Below are 25402 nucleotides of genomic sequence, written 5' to 3'. Positions count from 1 at the left end.
GGGAGACCGATTTCAGCCATTCCCAAGTGTGGCCGTGGCCAAACCGGGAAAGTCTGTAATCAGGCTATCGACGCCGAAGTCGGCGAGCCTGCGCATCAGCGCAGGTTCGTTGACCGTCCACACCGACACGTGCAATCCCTGGCGCTGGGCCTTGATCAGGCGCTCCGGGGTGCAGAGTGTCCAGTTCAACGCCAGCATCTCGCAACCATAACTCTGGGCGACCTTCAACGGGTCGAGCCAGGCGTATTCGGCTACCAGTCCCCGTGACAGGTCCGGGGTCAGTTCCAGGGCCGCCTTGAGCACTTCCCGGGAGCTGGAGGTGACGGTGACCTTGTCCAGCAGGCCGAAACGCTGGGCCATTTCGCGGATCGCCAGCACGGTGGTCGCCGCGCGGGTGCGCGAAGCGCTCTTGACTTCCAGTTGCCAGTGCTCGAAATCGCACTGTTCGAACAATTCCTCCAGGCGTGGGATCGGACACGGCTTGATCCAGCCGGGACCGCCCTTGCGCGCGTCATAGGTCACCAGTTCGGCGGCGGCGTGCTCGACCACCTTGCCGCGGCGGTCGGTGGTGCGCTTGAGGGTCGGGTCATGGATGACCATCAGTTCACCGTCCATGGACAGGTGCAGGTCCAGTTCGCAACGGCGTACACCGTGCTTGAGGCATTCCTGGAAACTGGTCAGGGTGTTTTCCGGTGCTTCACCTTTGGCGCCACGATGGCCATAAATCAGAGTCACGACTGCTCCTTCAGGGGGAATACTGCTACAAGGTTAAAACGGTAAGAGGGCTTCAGCCGCAGGTGTCACGTGGCCTCGGGACCGTTCTGCTCCCGGGCCAGGCGTCGCTGCTGCGCCTGTTTCTGCAAGATATGCCGCGCCAGCAACTGGCGCTGGGCATCGGTCAATGAATCGAACTCGGTGCCGATATCGAAGGTGCCGAAGCTGCGGGGCGCGCAATGGGTCACCCTGGCCCGCAGCAACAGGCCGTGCGCCTGGGGCATCAGTACCATCTTGACCGCCAGGTGGCTGCCGGCGGCATAGGCCATATGGTGCTCGAACTCCAGGCCACCTTCGGAAAGGATCACCCGCTGCAGTTCGCCGAACTCGCCCAGTACTGAATGGGCCATTACCTGGCTGAGCAGTTCAATGCGCTTGTTCTGCGCCTTGAGGAAAGCGGTCAGGGCCCGATCGCGCTCGCTGACCTGGCGCAACAGGTGTTGCGATTCGAATTCGCTCAGGTGCAGTTCGCTCAGCAGGTTGAAGAGCGGCGAAGCATCTTGCAACACTTCCTTGTTCGCCGCGTCGAAGGCGGACAGGGGGCTGATTTCCAGTGCGATCGTGTCCTCGATACGGTAGTATTCGCGGCGATCTTCTTCATCTAATGTCGACATGGCGAACCCAGGGCAGAGGTGATGGTCTGAGTGTAAAGCTGCTGACCCTACCTCGCCACAAGGACGTCTTCTTTTCCTCCGAACAAGCCCCCCCGACATGTTCAGACCACTCACCGTATTTATCGGCGCGCGTTATACCCGTGCAAAACGTCGCAGTCATTTTGTATCGTTCATTTCCCTGACTTCGATGATCGGACTGGCCCTTGGCGTAGTCGTGATGATCGTGGTGCTCTCGGTGATGAACGGCTTCGATCATGAGATGCGCACCCGCGTGCTGGGCATGGTGCCCCACGCGACCATCGAGTCCGGCGAGCCGATCAGCAACTGGCAGGCCCTGGCCGACAAGGTCCTCAAGAACCCGCAAGTGCAGGCGGTCGCGCCGTTCACCCAGATGCAGGGCTTGCTGACCAACAATGGCCAGGTGCAGAAGGTGATCCTCAATGCCATCGACCCGGCGCAGGAGCGCAAGGTCTCGATCATTGACCAGTTCATGCTGAAGGGCCAGCTCGATGCGCTGACGCCCGGCAGCTTCGGCATCGTCATCGGCGACAAGGCCGCGACCAAGCTGGGGGTTGGGCTCGGCGACAAGCTGAACTTCGTCGCCCCGGAAGTCACGGTGACGCCGGCGGGCATGTTTCCGCGGATGAAACGCTTTACCGTGGTCGGCATCTTCCATGTCGGCGCCGGTGAGCTGGACGGTTACCTGGGCCTGACCAACCTCGACGACCTGGCGCGCCTGCATCGCTGGAAGCCGGACCAGGTCCAGGGCCTGCGCCTGAAGTTCGACGACCTGTTCCAGGCGCCACGCACGGCCTGGGAGATTGCCCAGCAGTTGGGCGAGAACCGTTACTACGCCCGTGACTGGACCCGTACCCACGGCAACCTGTACCAGGCGATCAAGATGGAAAAGGCCATGATCGGCCTGCTGTTGCTGCTGATCGTGGCGGTGGCGGCGTTCAACATCATCTCCACCCTGGTGATGGTGGTGAACGACAAGAAGGGCGATATCGCCATCCTCCGCACGCTGGGTGCCACGCCCGGGCAGATCATGGCGATCTTCATGGTCCAGGGCACCGTGATCGGGGTGATCGGTACGCTGATCGGCGCGGTGGTCGGGATCCTCGCCGCACTGAACGTCAGCGCCGCGATCGCCGCCCTCGAGGGCCTGATCGGTCACAAGTTCCTCAATGCCGACGTGTATTTCATCGACTACCTGCCGTCCCAGCTGATGGCCGAGGATGTCTTGATGGTCTGCGGCGCGGCATTGGTCCTGAGTTTCCTCGCCACCCTGTATCCAGCCTGGCGTGCCGCGCGCACCCAGCCTGCGGAGGCGCTACGTTATGAGTGAGTTGGGCATGAGTGATAAAGCAGTGCTGAGTTGCCGCAACCTGGGCAAGTCCTACGAGGAAGGCCCGGAGTCGGTGGTGGTCCTGTCGGGCCTGCAGCTGGAGCTGCACGCCGGTGAGCGGGTGGCGATCGTCGGCAGCTCGGGGTCGGGCAAAAGTACCTTGCTCAACCTGCTGGGTGGCCTCGATACACCGTCCCAGGGCAGTGTCTGGTTGGCCGGCGAGGAGCTTTCCGCCCTGGGCGAGAAAGCCCGCGGCCTGTTGCGCAACCGCTCGCTGGGGTTCGTCTACCAGTTCCATCACCTGCTGCCCGAGTTCACTGCGCTGGAGAACGTCTGCATGCCGCTGCTGATCGGGCGCACCGCGATTCCCGAGGCGCGTCAGCGGGCCACGGCGTTGCTGGAGCGGGTCGGCCTCGGCCATCGCCTGGAGCACAAGCCGGCGGAGCTGTCCGGTGGCGAGCGCCAGCGCGTGGCGATTGCCCGGGCCCTGGTGAACAAGCCGGGTCTGGTGATGCTCGACGAGCCCACCGGCAACCTCGACCACCACACCGCCCAGGGCATCCAGGACCTGATGCACGAGCTCAGCATCTCGATGCGCACGGCGTTCCTGGTGGTGACCCACGACATGGGCCTGGCCCGGCAGATGGATCGCGTGCTGCACCTGGAAGACGGAAAACTCGTCCAAATCACGTGAAAGCTACTGCGCTCGACGATACTGCGTTAAAAACAGGCTCGGACTGCTCATTTACAACCAGTAAACTCCGCGTCCTCGCCTGTTTTTGCCTTGTCTCGTCTTCGCTCGCTACGCTTTCACGCGATTTGGATTTTTGCTCTTTATATTGAAGTGGCTGTTACTTTTTACGGTGGCCTGCGAATGTTCAGACCGTTATCGATTTTCATCGGCACGCGCTATACCCGCGCCAAGCGCCGCAACCGTTTTGTCTCTTTCATCTCGATGACCTCGATGATCGGCCTCGCCCTGGGTGTGTTGGCGATGATCGTGGTGTTGTCGGTGATGAACGGTTTCCAGAAGGAAATGAGTTCACGGATCCTCGGCATGGTGCCCCACGCCACGATCGTCGGGGTAAAGCCTATCGATGACTGGCAACCGGTGGCGGCCGCGGCGCTGAAGAACCCTGAAGTGACGGCGGCGGTGCCCTTTACCGAAATGGACGGCATGCTCTCCTACAAGGGTTCGATGCAGCCGATCCAGATCAGCGGTGTCGACCCGGCCCGGGAAGGCCAGGTGTCGATTGTCGCCCAGCACATTGTCCAGGGGCGCCTGGAAGACCTGAAGCCGGGTGAGTTCGGCGTGGTGATCGGTGAGATCACCGCGCGGCGCTTCCGGGTGAATGTCGGCGACAAGCTGACCCTGATCGTCCCGGAACTCAGCTCCGAGCCGGGCGGCATCACACCGCGCATGCAGCGCCTGAACGTGGTCGGGGTGTTCAAGGTCGGGGCGGAGCTGGATGGCTCCATGGCGCTGATCCACATGAGCGATGCGGCGGATATCCAGCACTGGCAGCCGAACCAGGTGCAGAGCGTGCGGCTGGCGGTGAAGGACCTGTACGCGGCGCCACAGGTGTCCACGGACATCGCCACGGGCCTGGGCGGTGATTTCAAGGCCGATGACTGGACCCACACCCAGGGCAGCCTGTTCAGTGCCATGAAGATGGAAAAGACCATGATCGGTCTGTTGTTGCTGATGATCGTCGCGGTGGCGGCGTTCAACATCATCGCGACCCTGATCATGGTGGTGAACGACAAGGGCGCGGACATCGCGATCCTGCGCACCATCGGCGCCACGCCACGGCAGATCATGGCGATCTTCATGGTCCAGGGCACGGTGATCGGGATTGTCGGGACCTTGATCGGCGGTGTGCTGGGGGTGATCGCGGCGCTGAATGTCAGCGAGCTGGTGGGCTGGATCGAGCGGGTCAGCGGGCAGCATATCTTCAGTTCCGACGTGTACTTCGTCAGCAACCTGCCGTCGCAGTTGCAGGGGGGAGATGTGGCGTTGATCTGTTCGGCCGGGTTTATCCTCAGCTTCCTGGCGACCCTGTACCCGGCGTACCGGGCGGCGAAGATCGAGCCGGCGCACGCCCTGCGGTATTCGTAGTCCGGGACGGCCTTTGTGGCGAGCGGGCAGGCCCGCTCGCCACAAAGAGATATGTGTCAGTGAGTGGTGGGCAACTCAATGACAAACCGCGTCCACCCCGCCTCTGATTCACAGCGAATCCGCCCACCATGGGCCCGCACGATCGACTGGGTAATCGCCAGTCCCAATCCCGCATGTTCACTGCTGCCTTCATGGCGTGCCGGGTCGGCTCGGTAGAAACGGTCGAACAGCTGCGGCAACACTCCGGGTGCAATACCTTCCCCGGTATTCTCGATGCTGACCCGCAACCCCTCTGGCGCGCCCTGCAGCCTGACCGCAATCTCGCCCGCTTCAGGGGTGAAGCGCAAGGCATTGTCCAGCAGGTTGGACAGCGCGCGGCGCAGCATGCCGCGATCACCCGACAGGCTGGCGCGACCTTCGCGCTTGAGCCGGACTCGATTCTCTTCGGCCAGCGGCATGAAGAACTCCAGCAGGGCATCCACCTCATCGGCCAGCTCGAGCGCTTCGTGGCGGGGTGTCAGCAGGCCGTGGTCGGCCTTGGCCAGGTACAGCATGTCATTGACCAGTTGCGCCATCCATTGCAGCTCTTCGAGGTTGCTGTGCAGGGCTTCGCGGTAGTCCTCCAGCGCCCGGGGCCGGGTCAGGGTGACTTGGGTGTGGGTCAGCAGGTTCGACAGCGGTGTGCGCAGTTCGTGGGCGATATCGGCGGAGAAGGCCGAGAGTCGCTGGAAGGAATCATCCAGGCGCGCGAGCATGGCGTTGAACGACTGCGCCAGCTCGGCCAGTTCGGACGGCATCTGTTTCTCGGGCAGACGCTGGGTCAGCGAGCTGGCCGATACCCCCGCGGCGACTTCACTCATGCGCCGCAAGGGCCGCAGGCCGCTGCGCGCGGCCCAGGCACCGAGCAGGGCGGTGGCCAGGGCCGAGAGGCTGACCGTCAGCCAGATCAGGTGCTGCATGCGTTGCAGGAAATGCTGGTGGTGGGTGATATCGAGGATCAGGGTCAATTGCGCCGAGCCGGCCTTGTTCGGGTCCAGCGGGGCGTTGAAGACCCGGTAGGCGGTGCCCTCGATCCGCAGGCTGGTCAGTCCCGCTTGCGTCGGCAAGTCGCCGGGCAGGGTGCCCGGGGTATTGAACCAGCGCTGGCCATCGGCACCGCTGACCCGCAAGGCGACGTCGGGGCTCAGGTTGATGTCGGCTTGCAGCCGTTGGCTGCGCTGCTGGAAGTCGCCCAGGCTCTCGACCCCCGCGAGGCTGCTGCGCAGTGCCGCCAGGCGCGCGTCGAGCAGTTGCTGGTCGAGTTCGATGAAGTGCGACTCGCTGGCGCGGTTGAACAGTACGCCCGCGGTCAACGAAACCACGGCGGTGCAGGCGGCGAACAGCAGGGCCAGGCGGCTGCCCAGGGACAGGTGGCGCATCAGGCGTTGCGCTCTTCAAGGACATAACCCATGCCGCGCACGGTGTGGATCAGCTTGTGGCTGTGGTTGTCATCGACCTTCAAGCGCAGGCGGCGGATCGCCACTTCGATGACGTTGGTGTCGCTGTCGAAGTTCATGTCCCAGACCTGGGACGCGATCAGGGATTTGGGCAGCACCTCGCCCTGGCGGCGCAGCAGCATTTCCAGCAGGGCGAACTCTTTGGCGGTCAGGTCGATGCGCTGTCCGGCCCGCTCGACCCGACGACGAATCAGGTCCAGGCGCAGGTCGGCCAGTTGCAGGCTGGTTTCCTGGCTGGCCGCGCTGCCCCGGCGCAGCAGGCTGCGGACCCGGGCCAGCAGCTCGGAAAAGGCGAAAGGCTTGACCAGGTAGTCGTCGGCGCCCAGTTCCAGGCCGTGGACCCGGTCTTCCACGGCGTCGCGGGCGGTCAGGAACAGCACCGGAATGTCCAGGCCGGCGCTGCGCACCGCTTGCAGGATTTGCCAGCCGTCGCGACCGGGCAACATGACGTCGAGGATCAGCAGCGCATAGTCGCCGGTCAGGGCCAGGTGCTGGCCGGTGATGCCGTCCGCCACCAGTTCGGTGTTGAACCCGGCCTCGCTCAGGCCCTGGCGCAGGTAATGACCGGTTTTCGATTGGTCTTCGACGATCAGCAGTTTCATGGATGGCTCATGGCAAATGGAACAGAAGCGTTATACCGCGCGCCGGGTGGATGGAGGCCAACCTGACAAAGTTGTAATCTGGAGGTCAGCTCAATGCCAGCGACCGGGCCCTACAGTTTCACACAACCTGGACCCGATCCCGTTGGAGTGTGACTATGTTTTTGCGTAACAGCCTGCTGCTGGTTGGTTTGCTGGCGGTGAGCCTGCCTGTCTGGGCCTCGCCCGCGGGCCACTATGATTTCGGCCAGCCGGCACCGGCGAGCAAGGCGACCCGCACGGTTGAAGTGATCATGACCGACATCGCCTTCAATGCCAAAGAGTTGGATGTGAAGGCGGGCGAGACCGTGCGTTTCGTGCTGATCAATAAGGGCCATCTGCTGCATGAATTCAACCTGGGGCACGCGGCGGCGCATGCCGAGCACCAGCAGGCGATGCTCAAGATGCAGCAGAGCGGCCAATTGACGGCCACCGGCATGAAGATGGCCGGCATGGACCATGCCGCCATGGGGCATGAAATGAAGCATGACGATCCCAACAGCGTGCTGGTCGAGCCGGGCAAGACCGCCGAGTTGACCTGGACCTTCAGCCAGGCCCGGAACCTGCAGTTTGCCTGCAATATTCCCGGGCACTACCAGGCGGGGATGGTCGGAACCTTGAAGATCGAGCCTTGAAGTGACCTGCCGGGGCGAGGGCTTTCGTGCGCGCGGGTGATTTGCGATAGACTGGCGGGGTTTATTCAGTCAGGTTTTTGTCATGCATCCCGCCGCCGAACACTCGCCACTGGGCAAGTCCAGTGAGTACATCGCCACCTACACGCCATCCTTGCTGTTCCCCATTCCCCGGGCGACCAAATGGGCCGAGTTGGGCCTGAGCGCCGAGACCTTGCCGTATGTCGGCGTGGACTTCTGGAACTGCTTCGAGTTGTCCTGGCTGCTGCCGTCCGGCAAGCCGGTGGTGGCGATCGGTGAGTTCAGTATCCCGGCGGATTCGCCGAACATCATCGAGTCGAAGTCCTTCAAGCTGTACCTCAACTCCCTGAACCAGACGCCGTTCGTCGACACCGCCAGCCTGGAGGCGGTGCTGCGCGCCGATCTGTCGGCCGCCGCCGGCAAGCCGGTGGGGGTGCGGGTCCGTCGTTTGAGCGAGGTGCAGGCCGAGGGAGTGGTTGCCTTGCCGGGTGTGTGCATCGACGACCTCGAGATCAATGTCAGCGACTACGCCCATCCGCGTCCGGAGCTGCTGCGTTGCGATGCCTCGCGGATTGTCGAGGAGAGCGTGCACAGCCACCTGCTCAAGTCCAATTGCCCGGTGACCAGCCAGCCGGACTGGGGCAGCGTGGTGGTGGAGTATCGCGGTGCGGCGCTGGATCACGCGAGCCTGCTGGCCTACCTGGTGAGCTTCCGCCAGCACTCGGACTTCCATGAACAGTGCGTGGAACGGATCTTCCTTGATCTGCAGCGTTTGTTGAAACCGGAGAAATTGACGGTGTATGCCCGTTATGTGCGGCGGGGTGGGTTGGACATCAATCCGTATCGCAGCACCGAGAAGGTCGAGTTCCAGAACCTGCGGTTGGTACGCCAGTAACGGTAGGCATAAAACCGGCAGGTATAAAAAAGCCCCGACTAGTCGGGGCTTTTTCTATTGCGCGTACAGCTTAGGCTTGAACGACCGGAATATTGGCGTTCGCCGCGGCTTCACGGAACTCGGCGATCTGGTCGAAGCTGAGGTAGCGGTAGACGTCGGCAGCCATGCTGTCGATTTTACCGGCGTACTCCATGTATTCCTCGACGGTCGGCAGGCGACCCAGGATCGAAGCCACGGACGCCAGCTCGGCCGAAGCCAGGTAGACGTTCGCGCCGTCGCCCAGACGGTTCGGGAAGTTACGGGTCGAGGTCGACACCACGGTGGAGTTCGGTTCTACCCGTGCCTGGTTACCCATGCACAGCGAGCAGCCCGGCATTTCCATGCGCGCGCCAGCCTTGCCGTAGATGCCGTAGTAGCCTTCTTCGGTCAGCTGGTGAGCGTCCATCTTGGTCGGCGGCGACAGCCACAGACGCGTTGGCAGCTGGCCCTTGACCTGATCCAGCAACTTGCCCGCAGCGCGGAAGTGGCCGATGTTGGTCATGCAGGAACCGATGAACACTTCGTCGATCTTCTCGCCAGCAACGCTGGAGAGTAGGCGGGCGTCGTCCGGGTCGTTCGGCGCGCAGAGCACAGGCTCCTTGACGTCGGCCAGGTCGATTTCGATGATTTCCGCGTACTCGGCGTCCTTGTCGGCTTCCAGCAGCTCCGGGTTGGCCACCCAGGCTTCCATCGCCTGGGCACGACGCTCCAGGGTGCGGGCATCGCCGTAGCCTTCGCCGATCATCCAGCGCAGCAGGGTGATGTTCGACTGCAGGTATTCGGTGATCGACTCTTTCGACAGCTTGATGGTGCAACCGGCGGCGGAACGTTCAGCCGAGGCGTCGGACAGTTCGAAAGCCTGTTCGACGGTCAGGGTTTCCAGGCCTTCGATTTCCAGGATGCGGCCGGAGAAGGCGTTTTTCTTGCCTTTCTTCTCGACGGTCAGCAGGCCTTTCTGGATGGCGTAGTAAGGGATTGCGTGAACCAGGTCGCGCAGGGTGACGCCCGGTTGCAGCTTGCCTTTGAAACGCACCAGGATCGATTCCGGCATGTCCAGTGGCATGACGCCAGTGGCGGCGGCGAATGCCACCAGGCCGGAACCGGCCGGGAACGAGATGCCGATCGGGAAACGGGTGTGGGAGTCACCACCGGTGCCGACGGTGTCCGGCAGCAGCATGCGGTTCAGCCAGCTGTGGATGATGCCGTCGCCCGGACGCAGGGACACGCCGCCACGGGTCATGATGAAGTCGGGCAGGGTGTGGTGCGTGGTGACGTCGATCGGCTTCGGATAAGCCGCGGTGTGGCAGAACGACTGCATGACCAGGTCGGTGGAGAAGCCCAGGCAGGCCAGGTCCTTCAGCTCGTCGCGGGTCATCGGGCCGGTGGTGTCCTGGGAACCGACGGTGGTCATCTTCGGCTCGCAGTAGGTGCCGGGACGAACGCCCTTCACGCCACAGGCCTTGCCGACCATTTTCTGCGCCAGGGTGTAACCCTTGGTGCTTTCGGCCGGAGCTTCCGGCAGCTTGAACAGGTTCGACGGTGGCAGGCCCAGTTCGGCGCGCGCCTTCTCGGTCAGGCCGCGGCCGATGATCAGCGGAATACGACCGCCGGCACGGACTTCGTCGAGCAGTACCGGGGTCTTCATTTCGAAGGTGGCCAGGACTTCATCGCTGTTGTGCTTGGTGACTTTGCCAGCATGCGGGTACAGGTCGATCACGTCGCCCATGTTCATGTTGGAAACGTCGAATTCGATTGGCAGTGCGCCAGCATCTTCCATGGTGTTGTAGAAGATCGGAGCGATCTTGCTGCCGAAGCAGAAGCCGCCTGCACGCTTGTTCGGCACGTAAGGCACGTCGTCGCCGAAGAACCACAGGACCGAGTTGGTCGCCGATTTACGCGACGAACCGGTACCGACCACGTCACCGACGTAGGCGATCGGGAAACCGTCGTTGCGCATCTGCTCGATCTGTTTCATCGGGCCGATGGCGCCTTGCTGGTCAGGCACGATGCCGTCACGGGCCATTTTCAGCATGGCCAGGGCGTGCAGCGGGATATCCGGACGCGACCAGGCGTCTGGTGCCGGGGACAGGTCGTCGGTGTTGGTTTCGCCGGTGACCTTGAATACGCGCAGGCTGATCTTGTCGGCCAGCACAGGGCGGTTCTTGAACCACTCGCCGTCGGCCCAGGACTGGATCACTTCCTTGGCGTGAACGTTGCCGTTCTTGGCCTTTTCCGCGACGTCGTGGAAGGCATCGAACATCAGCAGGGTGTGCTTGAGTTGCGCGGCGGCAACGGCTGCCAGCTCGGCGTCGTCCAGCAGCTCGACCAGGGTCACGATGTTGTAGCCGCCCTGCATGGTGCCGAGCAGTTCTACCGCGCGTTTCTTGTCGATCAGGGGAGACTTGACTTCGCCCTTGGCCAGGGCGGAGAGGAAACCGGCCTTGACGTAGGCCGCTTCGTCCACTCCAGGCGGAACGCGGTTGGTGATCAAGTCAACGAGGAAAGCTTCTTCGCCAGCCGGGGGATTCTTCAGCAGCTCGACCAGGCCTGCGGTTTGTTCGGCGTTAAGCGGCTGGGGCACGATGCCCAGTGCTGCACGCTCTTCGATATGTTTGCGGTAGGCTTCAAGCACAGTTATTACCCTCATCAGTGGTCCCAAATGGGTGTCCGGGACGCTCATCCAGAAATGCACGGCACTCATGCGCTGCGGGGCTTTTTGAGCCGCTTAGCCAGAGTTTCCACGATCTCCAACAGAAGCTGTTTTCAAAGTTTTACGCCTGCGGAACGGGAGCTGATGAGGGTTGGCGCAGGGACTTCCGGGCGGAAACTCCCACGCCAACGCCGTTCTTTAGGATTAACTGTGCTCGTGACGCTTTGAAAACAGCTTCCAACGGACATTGGCGCCTAAAAAGGCAGGCCGATTCTACGGCATATTCCGAAGAAAGGTAAGTTAAGCCCGGCAGGTTCGGGGGTGACCCTTGTTAGACAAAGGGCTAACATGCGGACCTGTTTTGCTTTTGCCCGTGTTCCCTGCCCATGCCCAATCAGACCATCAAGACCCCTTGCGTCGGCCTCTGCTCCACTGTTTACGGTGATCTGGTGTGCCGTGGCTGCAAGCGCTTCCACCATGAAGTCGTCCACTGGAACGGCTACAACGAGGAGGAAAAGCGTGCGGTGTGGTTGCGCCTGGAGCAATTGCTGGTCCAGGTGATGGTGGCCAAGATCGAGGTGTTCGATCCGCTCAGGCTGCGCCAGCAGCTGGAGGCCCGCAAGATCCGCTTCGTGCCCCACCAGTCGGAATATTGCTGGGCGTACCAGCTGATTGCCCGTGGCGCGCGGGTGATCAGCCAGTTGGAGGCCTATGGCATGGTGTTGTTGCCGGAGTTTCGCGACTGGGGGCTGCCCGAGTTGCGCGATGCCATCGACCGGGAGTTCTTCCTCCTGTCCGAAGCGCATTACCAGCGTTACATCGCGCCGGGTTTCCTCAAGGATGCCATGGGCGGTTGAGGGTGTCCTTTGCGCTCATTCAGGGGCGCGGCGCCGTCTCCACCAGGTGATCGATGATTTCCTGGGGTTTGAGCACCAGTACATCGCTTTCCAGTGCGTCGAGCACCACTTCGGCGGTATTGCCGATCAGCGCCCCTGAAATCCCGCTGCGCGCCACCGTGCCGATAACCGTCACCGCCGCCCCGAGTGTGTGGGCCATATGGGGAATCAGCACGTCGGCGGGGCCTTCCTTGATATGCAAGTGCTCGTCATCCACGTCGAATTGGCTCTGGAAGTCCCGGCATTGATCGCGATAACGGCCTTCGATGGTTTCCCTGAGCTGGTACACCGGGTCGGCGGCCGACAACATGGGCGAGGGGTGGGCGCTGATCACGTGTAAGTGGCCTTTGGCCAGGCTGGCGATGTCATAACCGTGATCGATGATGCTGGCGTGCAGGTGCCGGTGTTCGTCATCGGAATTGCCCACGTCCACCGCCGCGAGAATCACCCCGCCTGACCAGGGTGTCTCGGTCTTGACCATCAGCACGGCGGATGGGCAGTAGCGCAGCAGCTTCCAGTCGGAAGGGGTCAGCAGGGCTTTCTTCAGCGGGCTGTCGGGGCGATGCTGCTTGATCACCAGGCCGCAGCCTTCGGCCTGCTGCACGCCGATGATGGTGTCGTGCAGGGTCTTGTCCCAGGCCTGCTCGGCCGTGGCGCTGTAGCCGTCGTCATGCAGTTGGCTCTTGAGCAGGCTGAGCAGGGCGCTGTGATCGTGTTTGGGGTCGCACATCAGCAGGTGCAGGTGCGCATCCGTGACTCCGGCGATCAGCTTGGCGCGGTTGAGGGCCAGGCTGTGGGCGTGGTCGGGGTCGAGTATCACCAGAATGCTGCGGATGGCTTGCATGGTCGGGGTGCTCCGGGGAAGGCTGAAGGCGACTTCATACAACTATAGTTGCAGTCCACCGACTGCGATCTTGATGCATATCAAGTGGGGCGGCTGGCGATCTGCCCCGGGGCCCGTATAATCGGCGGCCTTGCCCTGCCTGCCCCCCCGGTTTTTGTGAGCCCCATGTCGACTATTCCCGCGTTGTACCCCTGCCAAGCCACTCCTGTGACGGGAGCTTTCCTGTGAATCTGCCGGAAATCCACGAGTTCCTCGGCTGTCCGACCCCGCAAGGCTGGGTGCAGGCGGCGCTGGCGGATCAGGAAACGCTGCTGATCGATCACAAGAACTGCGAGTTCAAGGCCGCCAGCACCGCCTTGAGCCTGATCGCCAAGTACCATTCCCATGCCGACCTGATCAACCTGATGTCGCGTCTGGCCCGGGAAGAGCTGGTGCACCACGAACAGGTCATGCGCCTGATGAAGCGACGCAAGATCGAGCTGCGGCAGTTGTCCGCCGGTCGCTATGCCTCGGGATTGCGCAAGGTGGTGCGCAATCACGAGCCGGTCAAGCTGGTGGATACGCTGGTGGTCGGGGCCTTTATCGAGGCCCGCAGTTGCGAGCGCTTCGAAGCTTTGGTGCCGCACCTGGACGAAGAGCTCGGCAAATTCTACTTCGGCCTGCTCAAGAGCGAGGCCCGGCATTTCCAGGGCTACCTGAAACTGGCCTACCAGTACGGCGACGCCGCGGACATTGGCCGGGTCATCGAGAAGGTGCGGGCGGTCGAGCAGGAGCTGATCGAGTCGCCGGACAGCGAGTTCCGCTTCCACAGCGGTGTCCCGGCCACTGCCGGCGCTTAAGTACGCACCAGCTTTTCCAGCGCCGCATCCGCCAGGAACGATGAGCGGCTCTTGATCCGGTGGTCGCGCACGTAACGGTCGATGCGCTGAATCACGAAGCCGGGAAGGGTTGCGTTGACCTTCTCGGTCTTGCCCAGATAGGGCGAGATATCGATTTCCAGAATGCCCCAGCCCATGTCCGCGAACTTGGGGTTAGACATCTAATTCAAGCGTGTATCTAGCGTTATCTATTCGGCTGGCCACCTTTTATCGACTAAATAAAAAGCTTCCTAACGAATGCTTTGACATTAGCTGCCTAAGCAGTAATATCTGATCAACTATCTGCCTAAGCAGCTTTTGGTGGCCTTATGAAACATTTCACCCCGGACGACTTTCACAACTGCCATCTCGGCTTGCTCCTGGGCCGTGCCGCGTTGCTCAAGGACCGGATCATCGACACCCATATGGTTCCGTACGGCATCACCGCCGCGCAGTTCAAGGTGCTGATCATCATGGCCCAGTTCGGTGTCGATACCCCGGCGGAGCTGTGCCGCCATCTGTCCGTGGACAGCGGTTCGATGACCCGCATGCTCGATCGCCTGGAGCAGAAAGAGCTGCTCGCCCGTCGGCGCTCGGAGGGGGATCGGCGCCAGGTCCAACTGGTGCTCACGCCGCAGGGGCAGACCCTCGCCGACCGTTTGCCGGAAATCGGTGCCGATGCGATGAACGAGCTGGCGGGGGCTATCACCGTGCAAGAGCTGCGGACCCTGGAAAGCATCCTGAAGAAAATTTTGCTGGCGGCCGGAGATTCGATCACCGCGCTGCGGGTAGGTGAAAAAAATGAGCAGTAAAACCCTGCGTACCGGTTTCAGCCTGGTGTTCCTGTCGATGGTCCTGGCCGGTTGCGCCAGCTACAGCGGCCTGCACACCGAAGGCGTCAGCCTAGAGGCGAAAAACCTCAAGGCTGAACAATCCCTCAAGGGCGTGACGCTGTCGCCGGCGGCCTGGCCGAAAAGCGACTGGTGGACAAGCCTCGGCGATCCGCAGCTCGATGGCCTGATCCGCGAGGCCTTGCACGACAGCCCCGATATGCAGGTCGCCAGCGCGCGTGCGCACCAGGCTAGCGCAGCGGCCGATGCCGCCGACGCGGCGCGGATGCCGACCCTCGATGCCAGTGGCGGGGTCACCCGCTCGCGCCTGGCACGGGACCAGGATCCCAGCGGTCGCGGCGGGAGCTACAACACCGTGCGCAAGCTGGGTGTCAGCTTCAACTACAGCTTCGATCTCTGGGGCGGCCAGCGTGACGCCTGGGAAGCCGCGCTGGGGCAGGCGCGGGCCGCCGAAGTCGACCGCCAGGCCGCGCAATTGACCCTCGCTGCCGATGTGGCTCGGGCCTACAGCAACCTGGGGCAGGCGCATATCGTCTATGACCTGGACAACGACGACCTCCAGCGTACCCGCAAACTGCTGGAACTGGGCAAGCGTCGGTTGAGTTCCGGTATCGACAGTCACTACCAGTACCAGCAAACCGAAAGCCTGGCCGCCAGCGCCGAAGAGCAGTTGATCGACGCGGGGAAAAAGCTGCAAAGCGCCAAGGTCGCCCTGGCCGTATTGCTGGGCAAGGGGCCGGATCGCGGCAATGAGATCAGCCGGCCGAAGATCCTCCAGCCGAGCGCCGTGGCCTTGCCGTCGGTACTGCCGGCGGAACTGCTGGGACGGCGTCCGGACCTGGTGGCCGCGCGCTGGCGTGTCGAGGCCGCGAGCAAGGACATCGCCGCCGGCAAGACCCGCTTCTATCCCAACCTCAACCTGAGTGCCGGCGCTGGCGCCGAGTCGTTGCTGGGCGACGCCATGTTCGGTTCCGCCAGTCGCTTCTTCAGCATTGCCCCGACCGTCTCGCTGCCGATCTTCGACGGTGGGCGCCTGCGTGCCGGCCTCGACGCCAAGGACGCCGACTACGACCTGGCGGTGGCGCAGTACAACAAGAGCCTGGTCCAGGCCCTGGGCGATGTCAGCGACACCCTCCAGCAGTTGCGCGCCCTCGGCCAGCAGATCACCGCCCAGCAACATGCGGCGGATATCGCCCAGGATTCCTACAACACGGTGTTGCAACGCTACGGTGCCGGCATCGGCAACTACCTGGACGTGCTCACCATCGAGCAGACCCTGTTGCAGGCCCAACGCCAACTGGCGGACCTGAATGCCCAGCAGATCGATTTCTCCATCCAGCTGATGCAGGCCCTGGGCGGTGGTTTCCAGGCCGACAACATCGCCGCGAACGCCACCAGCCCCTCGGCTCAGACTCATTAATTCAAGGTACCTGCCATGGCCACTGAAAAGAACGCTACTGAAACAACCCCGGACGCCGGCAATTCCCGCAAGCGCAAAGTCATGCTGACGGGCCTCACCTTGCTGGTGATCCTCGGCGGCCTGGGTGTCTGGGGCTGGCATGAAGTCTACGGGCGCTGGAGCGAAAGCACCGATGACGCCTACGTCAACGGCAACGTGGTGGAAATCACCCCGCTGGTGACCGGCACCGTGGTCAGCATCGGCGCCGACGACGGTGACCTGGTGCACGAAGGCCAGGTGCTGCTGAACTTCGACCCGAGCGATGCCGAAGTCGGCCTGCAAAGCGCCGAGGCCAACCTGGCCAAGACCGTGCGCCAGGTTCGTGGCTTGTACAGCAATGTCGACGGCATGAAGGCCCAGGTCGCGGAGCAGAAGTCGGCGGTACAGAAGGCCCAGGAGAACTTCACCCGCCGCAAGAACCTGGCGGCCGGTGGTGCGATTTCCCAGGAAGAACTGTCCCACGCCCGTGACGACCTGACCTCCGCCCAGAGCGCGCTGAGCAATGCCGAGCATCAGCTCAACACCAGCAGCGCGCTGGTGGACGACACCGTGGTGTCCAATCACCCGGACGTCAAGGCCGCGGCCGCGCAACTGCGCCAGGCCTATCTGGCCAATGCCCGGACCACCCTGATTGCGCCGGTGACCGGTTACGTCGCCAAGCGCACCGTGCAACTGGGCCAGCGGGTCCAGCCGGGTACCGCGCTGATGGCGGTGATTCCCCTGGACCAGCTGTGGATCGACGCCAACTTCAAGGAAACCCAACTGCGTGACATGCGCATCGGCCAGCCGGTGGACATCGAGGCCGACCTGTATGGCAGCGCGGTGAAATACAGCGGCACCATCGACAGCCTCGGCGCCGGTACCGGCAGCGCCTTTGCCCTGCTGCCGGCGCAGAACGCCACCGGCAACTGGATCAAGATCGTCCAGCGGGTACCGGTGCGCATTCACATCAACGCCGAAGAGTTGGCCAAGCACCCGCTGCGGGTCGGCCTGTCGACCCAGGTCGAGGTCAATCTGCATGACCAGAGCGGTCCGGTGCTGGCCCAGCAGCCGCCGCAGAAAGCTTCGTTCAGCACCAACGTGTATGCGGAGCAACTGGCCCAGGCCGATGCGGTGATCACCCGCCTGATCCATGAAAACAGCGCAACCGCGGCGAAAACCGCACAACGCTGAGTCGCCAATCCAGCCGCGGCCCGAAGGTCGCGGCACCTGCCTCGTTTCCAAGGATTCGCGATGAGCTCGAACGCATCTTTCACTCCGCCCAGCCTGTTGCTCAGTACCATCGGCCTGTCGCTGGCGACCTTCATGCAGGTGCTCGACACCACCATCGCCAACGTGGCTTTGCCGACCATTTCCGGCAACCTGGGCGTGAGTTCGGAGCAGGGCACCTGGGTCATCACCTCCTTTGCCGTGAGCAACGCCATTGCCTTGCCGCTGACCGGCTGGCTGAGCCGGCGTTTCGGCGAGGTGAAGCTGTTCATCTGGGCCACGATCCTGTTCGTGCTGGCTTCCTTCCTCTGCGGTATTTCCACCTCGATGCCCGAGCTGGTGGGCTTTCGCGTGCTACAAGGGTTGGTGGCCGGGCCACTGTACCCCATGACCCAGACGCTGCTGATCGCGGTCTATCCGCCGGCCAGGCGAGGGATGGCCCTGGCGCTGCTGGCGATGGTCACGGTGGTGGCGCCGATTGCCGGACCGATTCTCGGCGGCTGGATTACCGACAGCTACAGCTGGCCGTGGATTTTCTTCATCAACGTGCCCATCGGTGTGTTCGCCGCGATGGTGGTCCGCCAGCAACTCAAGTCCCGTCCGGTGGAGATCAGTCGCCAGCCGATGGACTATGTTGGCCTGCTGACCCTGATCATTGGCGTGGGGGCCTTGCAGGTGATTCTCGACAAGGGCAATGACCTGGACTGGTTCGAGTCGAACTTCATCGTGATCGGTGCGGTCATCTCGGCGATTGCCCTGTCGGTGTTCGTGATCTGGGAAATGACCGACAAGCATCCGGTGGTCAACCTGCGGCTGTTTGCCTACCGTAATTTCCGGATCGGCACCATTGTGCTGATCCTCGGTTACGCCGGGTTCTTTGGCATCAACCTGATCCTGCCGCAGTGGCTGCAGACCCAGATGGGCTACACCGCGACCTGGGCGGGCCTCGCGGTGGCGCCGATCGGGATCCTGCCGGTGCTGATGTCGCCGTTCGTCGGTAAATACGCCAACAAGGTCGATTTGAGGTTGCTCGCCGGACTGGCGTTCCTGGCGATCGGCCTGAGCTGCTTCATGCGCGCCGGTTTCACCAATGAGGTGGACTTCCAGCATATCGCCATGGTGCAACTGTTCATGGGGATCGGGGTGGCGCTGTTCTTCATGCCGACCTTGAGCATCCTGATGTCCGACCTGCCGCCGAGCCAGATCGCCGACGGTGCCGGGCTGGCTACCTTCCTGCGGACGCTGGGGGGGAGCTTCGCGGCCTCGCTGACCACCTGGATCTGGATTCGCCGGGCGGACCAGCACCATGCGTATCTGAGTGAAAGCATCACCCCGTTCGACCCGGCGACGCGTGAGGCCCTGGGCAATCTCGGTGGGGCGGGCAGCCGCGCCTATACCCAGCTGGATCAGCTTCTCACCAGCCAGGCGTACATGCTCTCGACCGTGGATTACTTCACGCTGCTGGGCTGGGGGTTCATGGCCTTGATGCTGCTGGTGTGGCTGGCCAAGCCGCCGTTCGCGGCGAAGGCCGGGCCGGCGGCGTCAGGACATTAATGTGGCGAGCGGGGCTGGCGGCGGCGTGAAATCAAACGCCGCCAGCTGGAAACCCTGCTCATCCACCTGCAAGGCCCAGCCCTGGCGATCCCAGTCTCCCAGCACAATCCGTTTCGCCGCCTGTGCACCGAGTTGCAACTTGTGAATGGCCGGTCGGTGGGTGTGGCCGTGGATCAGGGTCTGCACACCTTGTTGCTGCATGACCTGCACCACCTCTTGCGGTGTCACGTCGACAATGTCATTGGCTTTCATGCGGGTCTGCGCGCGGCTTTCGCTGCGCAGTTTGCGTGCCAGTTTGTGGCGGGTGCGCAGTGGCAGGTGCCGCAGGATGAACAGGCTGATGGGGTTGCGCAGATAACGACGCAGGCGCATATAGGCCTCGTCCCGCGTGCACAGGCTATCGCCGTGCATCAACAGTACCGGCTCGCCATTCATCTGCACCACGCTCGGGTCCTTGAGCAGGGTGGCGCCGGCCGCCTTGCAGAAGGCCTTGCCCAGCAGGAAGTCACGGTTGCCGTGCATCAGGAAAATCCGTGTGCCGCTGTCGCTCAATGTGCGCAAGGCCGTGCAGATCGAGCGTTGAAAGGGGGTCATGGCATCGTCGCCGATCCAGACTTCGAAAAAATCGCCCAGGATGTACAGCGCTTGTGCCGAACGGGCGCGTCCGGCCAGGAAATCCAGAAACGCCCGGGTGATGTCCGGGCGTTCCTCTTCCAGATGCAAATCTGAAATCAGCAGTATCACTCAACGATCTCGGCTTTCTCGATGATCACGTCTTCTGTCGGAACGTCCTGGTGGCCGGCCTTCATGGTGGTGGCTACGCCTTTGATCTTGTCGACCACTTCGGTGCCGGCAACCACTTTGCCGAATACCGCGTAGCCCCAGCCCTGGACGGTCTTGGCGCTGTGGTTCAGGAAGCTGTTGTCGGTGACGTTGATGAAGAACTGCGCGGAGGCCGAATGCGGCTCCATGGTACGGGCCATGGCGACGCTGTATTTCTCGTTCGGCAGGCCGTTGTCCGCTTCGTTCTGGATGCTCGGGCGCTTGTCTTTCTTTTCTTTCATGCCAGGCTCGAAACCGCCGCCCTGGATCATGAAGTTACCGATCACGCGGTGGAAAATCGTGTTTTCGTAGTGGCCGGCTTTGACGTACTCAACGAAGTTGGCCACGGTGATCGGGGCTTTCTCGGCGTTCAGTTCCAGGACGATTTCGCCATGGTTGGTGGTCAGTTTGACTTGGGTCATCTTGGCTACTCTTTGAAGGAATTCATGGGTTTCGGCGTGCGGGTAGTGCTCGCGGGGCCGAACCTGTCTGGCATAAATCCACCAGGTGGCGCAGTTTAACGTGAGGCGCGGGAACCGAGGCGGTTTTTTCATCCGGGCCCTATTAATAGCCGCCGTTTTCGGCGCGCCTCTGTCAGGTGCCTGATCGCATCGGCTATGATACCCGTTTTGATTGATCAGGCCGCACCCGGCCGCGCACTCGCAAGCCCAAGGATCCTATGAGCAAGCCCACTGTCGACCCTACCTCGAACGCCAAGACCGGACCGGCTGTCCCGGTCAACTTCCTGCGCCCGATCATTCAGGCCGACCTGGACTCGGGCAAGCACACTCAGATCGTGACGCGTTTCCCGCCTGAACCCAACGGCTACCTGCACATCGGCCATGCCAAGTCGATCTGCGTGAACTTCGGCCTGGCCCAGGAGTTCGGTGGCGTGACGCACCTGCGTTTCGACGACACCAACCCGGCCAAGGAAGACCAGGAATACATCGACGCCATCGAAAGCGACGTCAAGTGGCTGGGCTTCGAATGGTCCGGTGAAGTGCGCTATGCCTCGCAGTATTTCGACCAGTTGCATGACTGGGCCGTGGAACTGATCAAGGCCGGCAAGGCCTACGTCGACGACCTGACCCCCGATCAGGCCAAGGAATACCGTGGCAACCTGACCGAGCCGGGCAAGAACAGCCCGTTCCGCGAGCGTTCGGTGGAGGAGAACCTCGACTGGTTCGCCCGGATGCGAGCCGGTGAGTTCCCGGATGGCGCACGCGTGCTGCGGGCCAAGATCGACATGGCCTCGCCGAACATGAACCTGCGCGACCCGATCCTCTATCGCATTCGCCATGCCCACCACCACCAGACCGGTGACAAGTGGTGCATCTACCCGAACTACGACTTCACCCACGGTCAGTCGGACGCCATCGAGGGGATCACCCACTCCATTTGCACCCTGGAGTTCGAAGGCCATCGCCCGCTTTACGAGTGGTTCCTCGACAACCTGTCGGTGCCGTGCAAGCCGCGTCAGTACGAGTTCTCCCGGCTGAACCTGAACTACACCATCACCAGCAAGCGCAAGCTCAAGCAGCTTGTGGACGAAGGGCACGTCAACGGTTGGGACGATCCGCGCATGTCGACGCTGTCGGGCTTCCGCCGTCGTGGCTACACCCCGAAATCCATCCGCAACTTCTGCGAGATGATCGGCACCAACCGTTCCGACGGCGTGGTGGACTTCGGCATGCTGGAATTCAGCATCCGTGACGACCTGGATCAGAGCGCGCCGCGGGCCATGTGCGTGCTGCGGCCACTGAAAGTGGTCATTACCAACTATCCGGAAGGCCAGGTCGAGAACCTCGAGCTGCCGTGCCACCCGAAAGAAGACATGGGTGTGCGCCAGCTGCCATTCGCTCGCGAGATCTACATCGATCGCGAAGACTTCATGGAAGAGCCGCCCAAGGGCTACAAGCGCCTGGAGCCGACCGGTGAAGTGCGCCTGCGCGGCAGCTATGTGATCCGTGCCGACGAAGCGATCAAGGACGCCGACGGCAACATCGTCGAATTGCGCTGCTCCTATGACCCGGACACCCTGGGCAAGAACCCTGAAGGCCGCAAGGTCAAGGGTGTGATCCACTGGGTGCCTGCAGCGGCCAGCGTCGAGTGCGAAGTCCGTCTGTACGATCGCCTGTTCCGCTCGCCGAACCCGGAGAAGGCCGAAGACGGCGCCAGTTTCCTGGACAACATCAACCCTGACTCCCTGCAGGTCCTGACCGGTTGTCGTGCCGAGCCTTCGCTGGGCAACGCACAGCCGGAAGACCGTTTCCAGTTCGAGCGCGAAGGTTACTTCTGTGCGGATATCAAGGACTCGAAACCAGGTGCCCCGGTATTCAACCGTACCGTGACCCTGCGCGACTCCTGGGGTCAGTGATTCAGGCCTGATCGGCTCTGATAGAGAGAGGAAAGCTTCTTCGTGCTAACGATCTACAACACGCTCACCAAGAGCAAGGAAGTCTTCAAGCCGCTGGATGGCAACAAGGTACGCATGTATGTCTGTGGGATGACCGTGTACGACTACTGCCACCTGGGCCATGGCCGCAGCATGGTGGCCTTCGACCTGGTGACCCGCTGGCTGCGGTTCAGCGGATACGACCTGACGTACGTGCGCAACATCACCGACATCGACGACAAGATCATCAATCGGGCCAACGAGAACGGCGAGTCGTTCGAAGCGCTGACCGAGCGCATGATTGCCGCGATGCACGAGGATGAGGCGCGCCTGAACATCCTCAAGCCGGACATGGAACCGCGGGCCACCGATCACATCGCGGGCATGCACGCCATGATCCAGACCCTGATCGACAAGGGCTACGCCTATGCACCGGGCAATGGCGACGTGTACTACCGCGTCGGCAAGTTCCTCGGCTACGGCAAGCTGTCGCGCAAGAAGATCGAAGACCTGCGCATCGGTGCGCGGATCGAGGTCGACGAGTCGAAACAGGATCCGCTGGATTTCGTCCTGTGGAAAGCCGCCAAGCCGGGCGAGCCGAGCTGGGAGTCGCCGTGGGGCGCCGGGCGTCCGGGCTGGCATATCGAATGCTCGGTGATGTCCACCTGCTGCCTGGGCGAGACCTTCGATATTCATGGCGGCGGCAGCGACCTCGAGTTCCCGCACCATGAAAACGAAATCGCCCAGAGCGAGGCGGCCACCGGCAAGACCTACGCCAATGCCTGGATGCACTGCGGCATGATTCGCATCAATGGCGAGAAGATGTCCAAGTCCTTGAACAACTTCTTCACCATTCGCGATGTGCTGGACAAGTATCACCCGGAAGTCGTGCGTTACCTGCTGGTGTCGAGCCATTACCGCAGCGCCATCAACTATTCGGAAGACAACCTCAAGGATGCCAAGGGCGCCCTGGAGCGTTTCTACCATGCGTTGAAAGGCCTGCCGAGCGTGCCGGCGGCCGGCGGTGAAGCTTTTGTCGAGCGTTTCACCCAGGTGATGAACGACGACTTCGGCACGCCGGAAGCCTGTGCGGTGCTGTTCGAGATGGTGCGCGAGATCAACCGCCTGCGCGAGAGCGACCTCACGGCGGCGGCCGGTCTGGCGGCACGTCTTAAAGAGCTGGCCAGTGTGCTCGGCGTCTTGCAGTTGGGGGCAGACGATTTCCTGCAGGCGGGCGCCGAAGGGCGGGTCGATGCGGCAGAAGTCGAAGCCTTGATCCAGGCGCGCCTGGCGGCGCGGGCCGCCAAGGACTGGGCGGAATCCGACCGCATCCGTGACCAGATCACCGCCATGGGTGTGGTGCTGGAAGACGGCAAGGGCGGGACGACCTGGCGTCTGGCTGACTGAGCTGTATCTGTGTAAAAACAAAAAAACCGCCAATTGGCGGTTTTTTTGTTGAGTGAAAGCATCTCAGCGCACTAGTGCCACTGGATGCATCCAGGCTTCAGGCATGCAGCGTTTCGGCGGCATACAAGGTGTTTTCCAGCAGGCAGGCGCGGGTCATCGGGCCGACGCCGCCCGGGACCGGGGTGATCCAGCCGGCGCGGGGCAGGGCGGTTTCGTAGATCACGTCACCCACCAGCTTGCCGTCTTCCTGGCGGTTGATGCCGACGTCGATGACGATGGCGCCTTCCTTGATCCACTCGCCCTTGACCAGGCCCGGCTTGCCGGCAGCCACCACCACCAGGTCGGCACGGCCGACGTGGCCGGCCAGGTCCTGGGTGAAGCGGTGGGTGACGGTCACGGTGCAGCCGGCCAGCAGCAGTTCCATGGCCATCGGGCGACCGACGATATTGGACGCGCCGACAATCACCGCATTCATCCCGTAAAGATCGGCCCCGGTGCTTTCCAGCAGGGTCATGATGCCTTTCGGGGTGCAGGGACGCAGCAGTGGGATGCGCTGTGCCAGGCGACCGACGTTATAAGGATGGAAACCGTCGACGTCCTTGTCCGGGCGAATCCGTTCCAGCAAGCGAGAGGCGTCCAGGTGCTCGGGCAGCGGCAATTGCAGCAGCACGCCGTCGATCTGCGGATCGTCATTGAGGCGATCGATCAGGTCGGTGAGCGCCTGTTGGGTGGTGTCGCTGGGCAAGTCGTAGGCTTGCGAAATGAAGCCGACCTCTTCGCAGTCTTTACGCTTGTGCGAAACATAAACCTGAGAGGCAGGATCGCTGCCGACCAGAATCACCGCGAGGCCTGGCGTACGCAGGCCCTGCTGGCGACGCTCGGCGACACGCTGGGCGATCTGCTGGCGCAGACGGGCGGCGATCGCTTTGCCGTCGATTAGTTGTGCAGTCATGACGCGTGATTAACCATCGAGAGGGGTTGAAAAAGAGTGCGCATTCTCGCATGTCGTGGCGCGAGGGCAAAGGCGCTTGGTCCGGATATTCCCCTAACCCCTTTATATTTCTGAGTTTTTTTCAAAAAGGAGTTGACGACCTTTTGACTCGTCTATAACATCTGTCGCGCTTGTCGGGCATAGCCTAGCACTGGTTGAGAAGGTCGAGCAGAGTTGATGTCTGGCTCAGCAAGATTGAAGCACTTGGTTTGTAGTCGTCACCGAGTACAGATTAATAAGGCGCCCGTAGCTCAGCTGGATAGAGCATCCGCCTTCTAAGCGGATGGTCGCAGGTTCGAGTCCTGCCGGGTGCGCCATTAGGCAGCTTTGGCACAAGTAACGCAATATGGTGGGCGTAGCTCAGTTGGTAGAGCACAGGATTGTGACTCCTGTTGTCGTGGGTTCGATCCCCATCGTCCACCCCATATTTCGAAAAGCGCCAGATCAACGGTCTGGCGTTTTTGCTTTAAAAAGCTTGATGCGCGGATGTGGTGGAATTGGTAGACACACTGGATTTAGGTTCCAGCGCCGCGAGGCGTAAGAGTTCGAGTCTCTTCATCCGCACCAAATAAGTTTCATCAGGGCCGGTTGGCGTTGGTGAGGCTGAACAAGGAGGTCGATCTGATCGGTCTTTTTGAACAGGCAATATGGTGGGCGTAGCTCAGTTGGTAGAGCACAGGATTGTGACTCCTGTTGTCGTGGGTTCGATCCCCATCGTCCACCCCATATTAGAAAAAGCGCCAGACTTATCGTCTGGCGCTTTTTTTTTGCGCGCATTTCGCCATCTGAGTGCGGGGGGGGGTATTCGTGTGATACGCCTTGCATGGAAGTTTCTGGTGCTGAGCGTATCGGCCTTCAGGTCCTTGATGAGGATGGATGAACTCAGGAGGC

At 62.1% G+C, this 25402-nt stretch carries 22 protein-coding genes, 4 tRNA genes and 1 pseudogene; 17 read left to right on the top strand and 10 right to left on the bottom strand.

The features are described from left to right. Window positions 1–12: 12 nt before the first annotated feature. Both NUH87_RS08445 and NUH87_RS08440 read right to left on the bottom strand, forming a co-directional pair. On the bottom strand, window positions 13–735 hold the full coding sequence (locus NUH87_RS08445; RefSeq protein WP_040063165.1) for a glycerophosphodiester phosphodiesterase: 723 nt from the start codon (window positions 733–735) through the stop codon (window positions 13–15). A gap of 65 nt (window positions 736–800) precedes the next feature. Then, window positions 801–1388, bottom strand: a complete 588-nt coding sequence (locus NUH87_RS08440) for a PilZ domain-containing protein (RefSeq protein WP_040063164.1) — start codon at window positions 1386–1388, stop codon at window positions 801–803. 97 nt (window positions 1389–1485) lie between these two features. On the opposite strand from NUH87_RS08440, the gene NUH87_RS08435 reads away from it, so the two are divergent. The 3 genes from NUH87_RS08435 (at window position 1486) to NUH87_RS08425 (ending at window position 4855) form a co-directional block, all read left to right on the top strand. Continuing rightward, window positions 1486–2736: a lipoprotein-releasing ABC transporter permease subunit gene (locus NUH87_RS08435; RefSeq protein WP_338525590.1), complete on the top strand. Its 1251-nt coding sequence runs from the start codon at window positions 1486–1488 to the stop codon at window positions 2734–2736. A gap of 7 nt (window positions 2737–2743) precedes the next feature. Continuing rightward, window positions 2744–3430, top strand: coding sequence for a lipoprotein-releasing ABC transporter ATP-binding protein LolD (gene lolD / locus NUH87_RS08430; protein WP_338525589.1), 687 nt, complete (start codon window positions 2744–2746; stop codon window positions 3428–3430). A gap of 180 nt (window positions 3431–3610) precedes the next feature. Next, complete coding sequence (locus tag NUH87_RS08425) at window positions 3611–4855, top strand: lipoprotein-releasing ABC transporter permease subunit (protein WP_338525588.1); 1245 nt, start codon at window positions 3611–3613, stop codon at window positions 4853–4855. Between the two features lie 56 nt (window positions 4856–4911). On the opposite strand, the gene NUH87_RS08420 is transcribed toward NUH87_RS08425, so the two are convergent. After that, complete coding sequence (locus NUH87_RS08420) at window positions 4912–6273, bottom strand: heavy metal sensor histidine kinase (RefSeq protein WP_338525587.1); 1362 nt, start codon at window positions 6271–6273, stop codon at window positions 4912–4914. Then, window positions 6273–6953 carry a heavy metal response regulator transcription factor gene (locus NUH87_RS08415; protein WP_338525586.1) on the bottom strand — a complete coding sequence of 227 codons (681 nt, stop codon included), beginning with the start codon at window positions 6951–6953 and terminating at the stop codon, window positions 6273–6275. Before NUH87_RS08415 ends, NUH87_RS08420 begins: the two co-directional genes overlap by 1 nt. A gap of 155 nt (window positions 6954–7108) precedes the next feature. On the opposite strand from NUH87_RS08415, the gene NUH87_RS08410 reads away from it, so the two are divergent. Both NUH87_RS08410 and queF read left to right on the top strand, forming a co-directional pair. Beyond that, on the top strand, window positions 7109–7624 hold the full coding sequence (locus NUH87_RS08410) for a cupredoxin domain-containing protein (protein ID WP_338525585.1): 516 nt from the start codon (window positions 7109–7111) through the stop codon (window positions 7622–7624). An 82-nt stretch (window positions 7625–7706) separates the two neighbouring features. Continuing rightward, complete coding sequence (gene queF, locus NUH87_RS08405) at window positions 7707–8537, top strand: NADPH-dependent 7-cyano-7-deazaguanine reductase QueF (protein ID WP_338525584.1); 831 nt, start codon at window positions 7707–7709, stop codon at window positions 8535–8537. A 70-nt stretch (window positions 8538–8607) separates the two neighbouring features. Here queF and acnB read toward each other — a convergent pair whose 3' ends face one another. Further along, the gene (gene acnB, locus NUH87_RS08400) at window positions 8608–11208 is read right to left on the bottom strand and encodes a bifunctional aconitate hydratase 2/2-methylisocitrate dehydratase (protein WP_338526760.1); all 2601 of its coding nucleotides are present in this window, start codon (window positions 11206–11208) and stop codon (window positions 8608–8610) included. Window positions 11209–11612: 404 nt separating this feature from the next. On the opposite strand from acnB, the gene NUH87_RS08395 reads away from it, so the two are divergent. Continuing rightward, window positions 11613–12083, top strand: a complete 471-nt coding sequence (locus NUH87_RS08395) for a DUF1289 domain-containing protein (RefSeq protein ID WP_040063152.1) — start codon at window positions 11613–11615, stop codon at window positions 12081–12083. 19 nt (window positions 12084–12102) lie between these two features. On the opposite strand, the gene NUH87_RS08390 is transcribed toward NUH87_RS08395, so the two are convergent. Continuing rightward, window positions 12103–12966 (bottom strand): universal stress protein, encoded by an 864-nt coding sequence (locus NUH87_RS08390; protein WP_040063151.1) that lies wholly within the window; start codon window positions 12964–12966, stop codon window positions 12103–12105. Between the two features lie 224 nt (window positions 12967–13190). Here NUH87_RS08390 and NUH87_RS08385 point away from each other — a divergent pair, with 224 nt between their 5' ends. Further along, a complete protein-coding gene (locus NUH87_RS08385) occupies window positions 13191–13805 on the top strand; it encodes a tRNA-(ms[2]io[6]A)-hydroxylase (RefSeq protein ID WP_338525583.1) in 615 nt (204 codons plus the stop codon). Here the strand turns inward: NUH87_RS08385 and NUH87_RS08380 are convergent. Next, window positions 13802–14002 (bottom strand): annotated as a pseudogene (locus NUH87_RS08380) (type II toxin-antitoxin system HicB family antitoxin); the annotation flags it as partial. The gene NUH87_RS08385 and the pseudogene NUH87_RS08380 sit on opposite strands and share 4 nt — an antisense overlap. A gap of 150 nt (window positions 14003–14152) precedes the next feature. On the opposite strand from NUH87_RS08380, the gene NUH87_RS08375 reads away from it, so the two are divergent. Genes NUH87_RS08375 through NUH87_RS08360 form a run of 4 tightly spaced genes read left to right on the top strand, consistent with a single transcriptional unit; the run spans window position 14153 to window position 18896 of the window. Beyond that, the gene (locus NUH87_RS08375) at window positions 14153–14635 is read left to right on the top strand and encodes a MarR family winged helix-turn-helix transcriptional regulator (protein ID WP_338525582.1); all 483 of its coding nucleotides are present in this window, start codon (window positions 14153–14155) and stop codon (window positions 14633–14635) included. Next, window positions 14625–16094, top strand: coding sequence for an efflux transporter outer membrane subunit (locus NUH87_RS08370; protein WP_338525581.1), 1470 nt, complete (start codon window positions 14625–14627; stop codon window positions 16092–16094). Before NUH87_RS08375 ends, NUH87_RS08370 begins: the two co-directional genes overlap by 11 nt. A 15-nt stretch (window positions 16095–16109) precedes the next feature. Next, window positions 16110–17306: an HlyD family efflux transporter periplasmic adaptor subunit gene (locus tag NUH87_RS08365; RefSeq protein WP_040063142.1), complete on the top strand. Its 1197-nt coding sequence runs from the start codon at window positions 16110–16112 to the stop codon at window positions 17304–17306. Between the two features lie 60 nt (window positions 17307–17366). Continuing rightward, a complete protein-coding gene (locus NUH87_RS08360; RefSeq protein WP_338525580.1) occupies window positions 17367–18896 on the top strand; it encodes a DHA2 family efflux MFS transporter permease subunit in 1530 nt (509 codons plus the stop codon). Here the strand turns inward: NUH87_RS08360 and NUH87_RS08355 are convergent. Together NUH87_RS08355 and NUH87_RS08350 are read right to left on the bottom strand one after the other, a co-directional pair. Next, window positions 18885–19640 (bottom strand): UDP-2,3-diacylglucosamine diphosphatase, encoded by a 756-nt coding sequence (locus tag NUH87_RS08355; RefSeq protein WP_338525579.1) that lies wholly within the window; start codon window positions 19638–19640, stop codon window positions 18885–18887. The genes NUH87_RS08360 and NUH87_RS08355 overlap by 12 nt on opposite strands. Continuing rightward, entirely contained in the window at window positions 19637–20140 is a 504-nt protein-coding gene (locus tag NUH87_RS08350) for a peptidylprolyl isomerase (RefSeq protein WP_338525578.1), read from the bottom strand. The genes NUH87_RS08355 and NUH87_RS08350 overlap by 4 nt, the downstream gene beginning before the upstream one ends. Window positions 20141–20397: 257 nt before the next feature. Between NUH87_RS08350 and NUH87_RS08345 the strand changes: the two genes are divergently transcribed. Together NUH87_RS08345 and cysS are read left to right on the top strand one after the other, a co-directional pair. Further along, on the top strand, window positions 20398–22095 hold the full coding sequence (locus NUH87_RS08345; RefSeq protein ID WP_338525577.1) for a glutamine--tRNA ligase/YqeY domain fusion protein: 1698 nt from the start codon (window positions 20398–20400) through the stop codon (window positions 22093–22095). A gap of 42 nt (window positions 22096–22137) precedes the next feature. Further along, window positions 22138–23520, top strand: a complete 1383-nt coding sequence (gene cysS, locus NUH87_RS08340; protein WP_338525576.1) for a cysteine--tRNA ligase — start codon at window positions 22138–22140, stop codon at window positions 23518–23520. Window positions 23521–23617: 97 nt separating this feature from the next. Here cysS and folD read toward each other — a convergent pair whose 3' ends face one another. After that, window positions 23618–24472: a bifunctional methylenetetrahydrofolate dehydrogenase/methenyltetrahydrofolate cyclohydrolase FolD gene (gene folD, locus NUH87_RS08335; protein WP_040063128.1), complete on the bottom strand. Its 855-nt coding sequence runs from the start codon at window positions 24470–24472 to the stop codon at window positions 23618–23620. Window positions 24473–24751: 279 nt separating this feature from the next. Here folD and NUH87_RS08330 point away from each other — a divergent pair. The 4 genes from NUH87_RS08330 (at window position 24752) to NUH87_RS08315 (ending at window position 25237) form a co-directional block, all read left to right on the top strand. Beyond that, a tRNA-Arg gene (locus NUH87_RS08330) sits at window positions 24752–24828 on the top strand. Between the two features lie 32 nt (window positions 24829–24860). Beyond that, window positions 24861–24936: transfer RNA gene (locus NUH87_RS08325), tRNA-His, on the top strand. A gap of 57 nt (window positions 24937–24993) precedes the next feature. After that, window positions 24994–25078, top strand: a tRNA-Leu gene (locus NUH87_RS08320). 83 nt (window positions 25079–25161) lie between these two features. Next, window positions 25162–25237: transfer RNA gene (locus tag NUH87_RS08315), tRNA-His, on the top strand. The last annotated feature ends 165 nt before the right edge of the window (window positions 25238–25402 follow it).

The organism is Pseudomonas batumici (assembly GCF_036585405.1).
Classification (GTDB): domain Bacteria; phylum Pseudomonadota; class Gammaproteobacteria; order Pseudomonadales; family Pseudomonadaceae; genus Aquipseudomonas; species Aquipseudomonas batumici.
The sequence above is the reverse complement of the archived record's forward strand: the minus strand, read 5'-3'. Positions and strand labels throughout refer to the sequence as shown.

Excerpts from the sequence above, each read along its gene's own strand:
- NUH87_RS08440 (WP_040063164.1), bottom strand. The coding sequence starts at position 1,388 with ATGTCGACATTAGATGAAGAAGATCGCCGCGAATACTACCGTATCGAG.
- NUH87_RS08435 (WP_338525590.1), top strand. The coding sequence starts at position 1,486 with ATGTTCAGACCACTCACCGTATTTATCGGCGCGCGTTATACCCGTGCA.
- lolD (WP_338525589.1), top strand. The coding sequence starts at position 2,744 with ATGAGTGATAAAGCAGTGCTGAGTTGCCGCAACCTGGGCAAGTCCTAC.
- NUH87_RS08425 (WP_338525588.1), top strand. The coding sequence starts at position 3,611 with ATGTTCAGACCGTTATCGATTTTCATCGGCACGCGCTATACCCGCGCC.
- NUH87_RS08420 (WP_338525587.1), bottom strand. The coding sequence starts at position 6,273 with ATGCGCCACCTGTCCCTGGGCAGCCGCCTGGCCCTGCTGTTCGCCGCC.
- NUH87_RS08415 (WP_338525586.1), bottom strand. The coding sequence starts at position 6,953 with ATGAAACTGCTGATCGTCGAAGACCAATCGAAAACCGGTCATTACCTG.
- NUH87_RS08410 (WP_338525585.1), top strand. The coding sequence starts at position 7,109 with ATGTTTTTGCGTAACAGCCTGCTGCTGGTTGGTTTGCTGGCGGTGAGC.
- queF (WP_338525584.1), top strand. The coding sequence starts at position 7,707 with ATGCATCCCGCCGCCGAACACTCGCCACTGGGCAAGTCCAGTGAGTAC.
- NUH87_RS08395 (WP_040063152.1), top strand. The coding sequence starts at position 11,613 with ATGCCCAATCAGACCATCAAGACCCCTTGCGTCGGCCTCTGCTCCACT.
- NUH87_RS08390 (WP_040063151.1), bottom strand. The coding sequence starts at position 12,966 with ATGCAAGCCATCCGCAGCATTCTGGTGATACTCGACCCCGACCACGCC.
- NUH87_RS08375 (WP_338525582.1), top strand. The coding sequence starts at position 14,153 with ATGAAACATTTCACCCCGGACGACTTTCACAACTGCCATCTCGGCTTG.
- NUH87_RS08370 (WP_338525581.1), top strand. The coding sequence starts at position 14,625 with ATGAGCAGTAAAACCCTGCGTACCGGTTTCAGCCTGGTGTTCCTGTCG.
- NUH87_RS08365 (WP_040063142.1), top strand. The coding sequence starts at position 16,110 with ATGGCCACTGAAAAGAACGCTACTGAAACAACCCCGGACGCCGGCAAT.
- NUH87_RS08360 (WP_338525580.1), top strand. The coding sequence starts at position 17,367 with ATGAGCTCGAACGCATCTTTCACTCCGCCCAGCCTGTTGCTCAGTACC.
- NUH87_RS08350 (WP_338525578.1), bottom strand. The coding sequence starts at position 20,140 with ATGACCCAAGTCAAACTGACCACCAACCATGGCGAAATCGTCCTGGAA.
- NUH87_RS08345 (WP_338525577.1), top strand. The coding sequence starts at position 20,398 with ATGAGCAAGCCCACTGTCGACCCTACCTCGAACGCCAAGACCGGACCG.
- folD (WP_040063128.1), bottom strand. The coding sequence starts at position 24,472 with ATGACTGCACAACTAATCGACGGCAAAGCGATCGCCGCCCGTCTGCGC.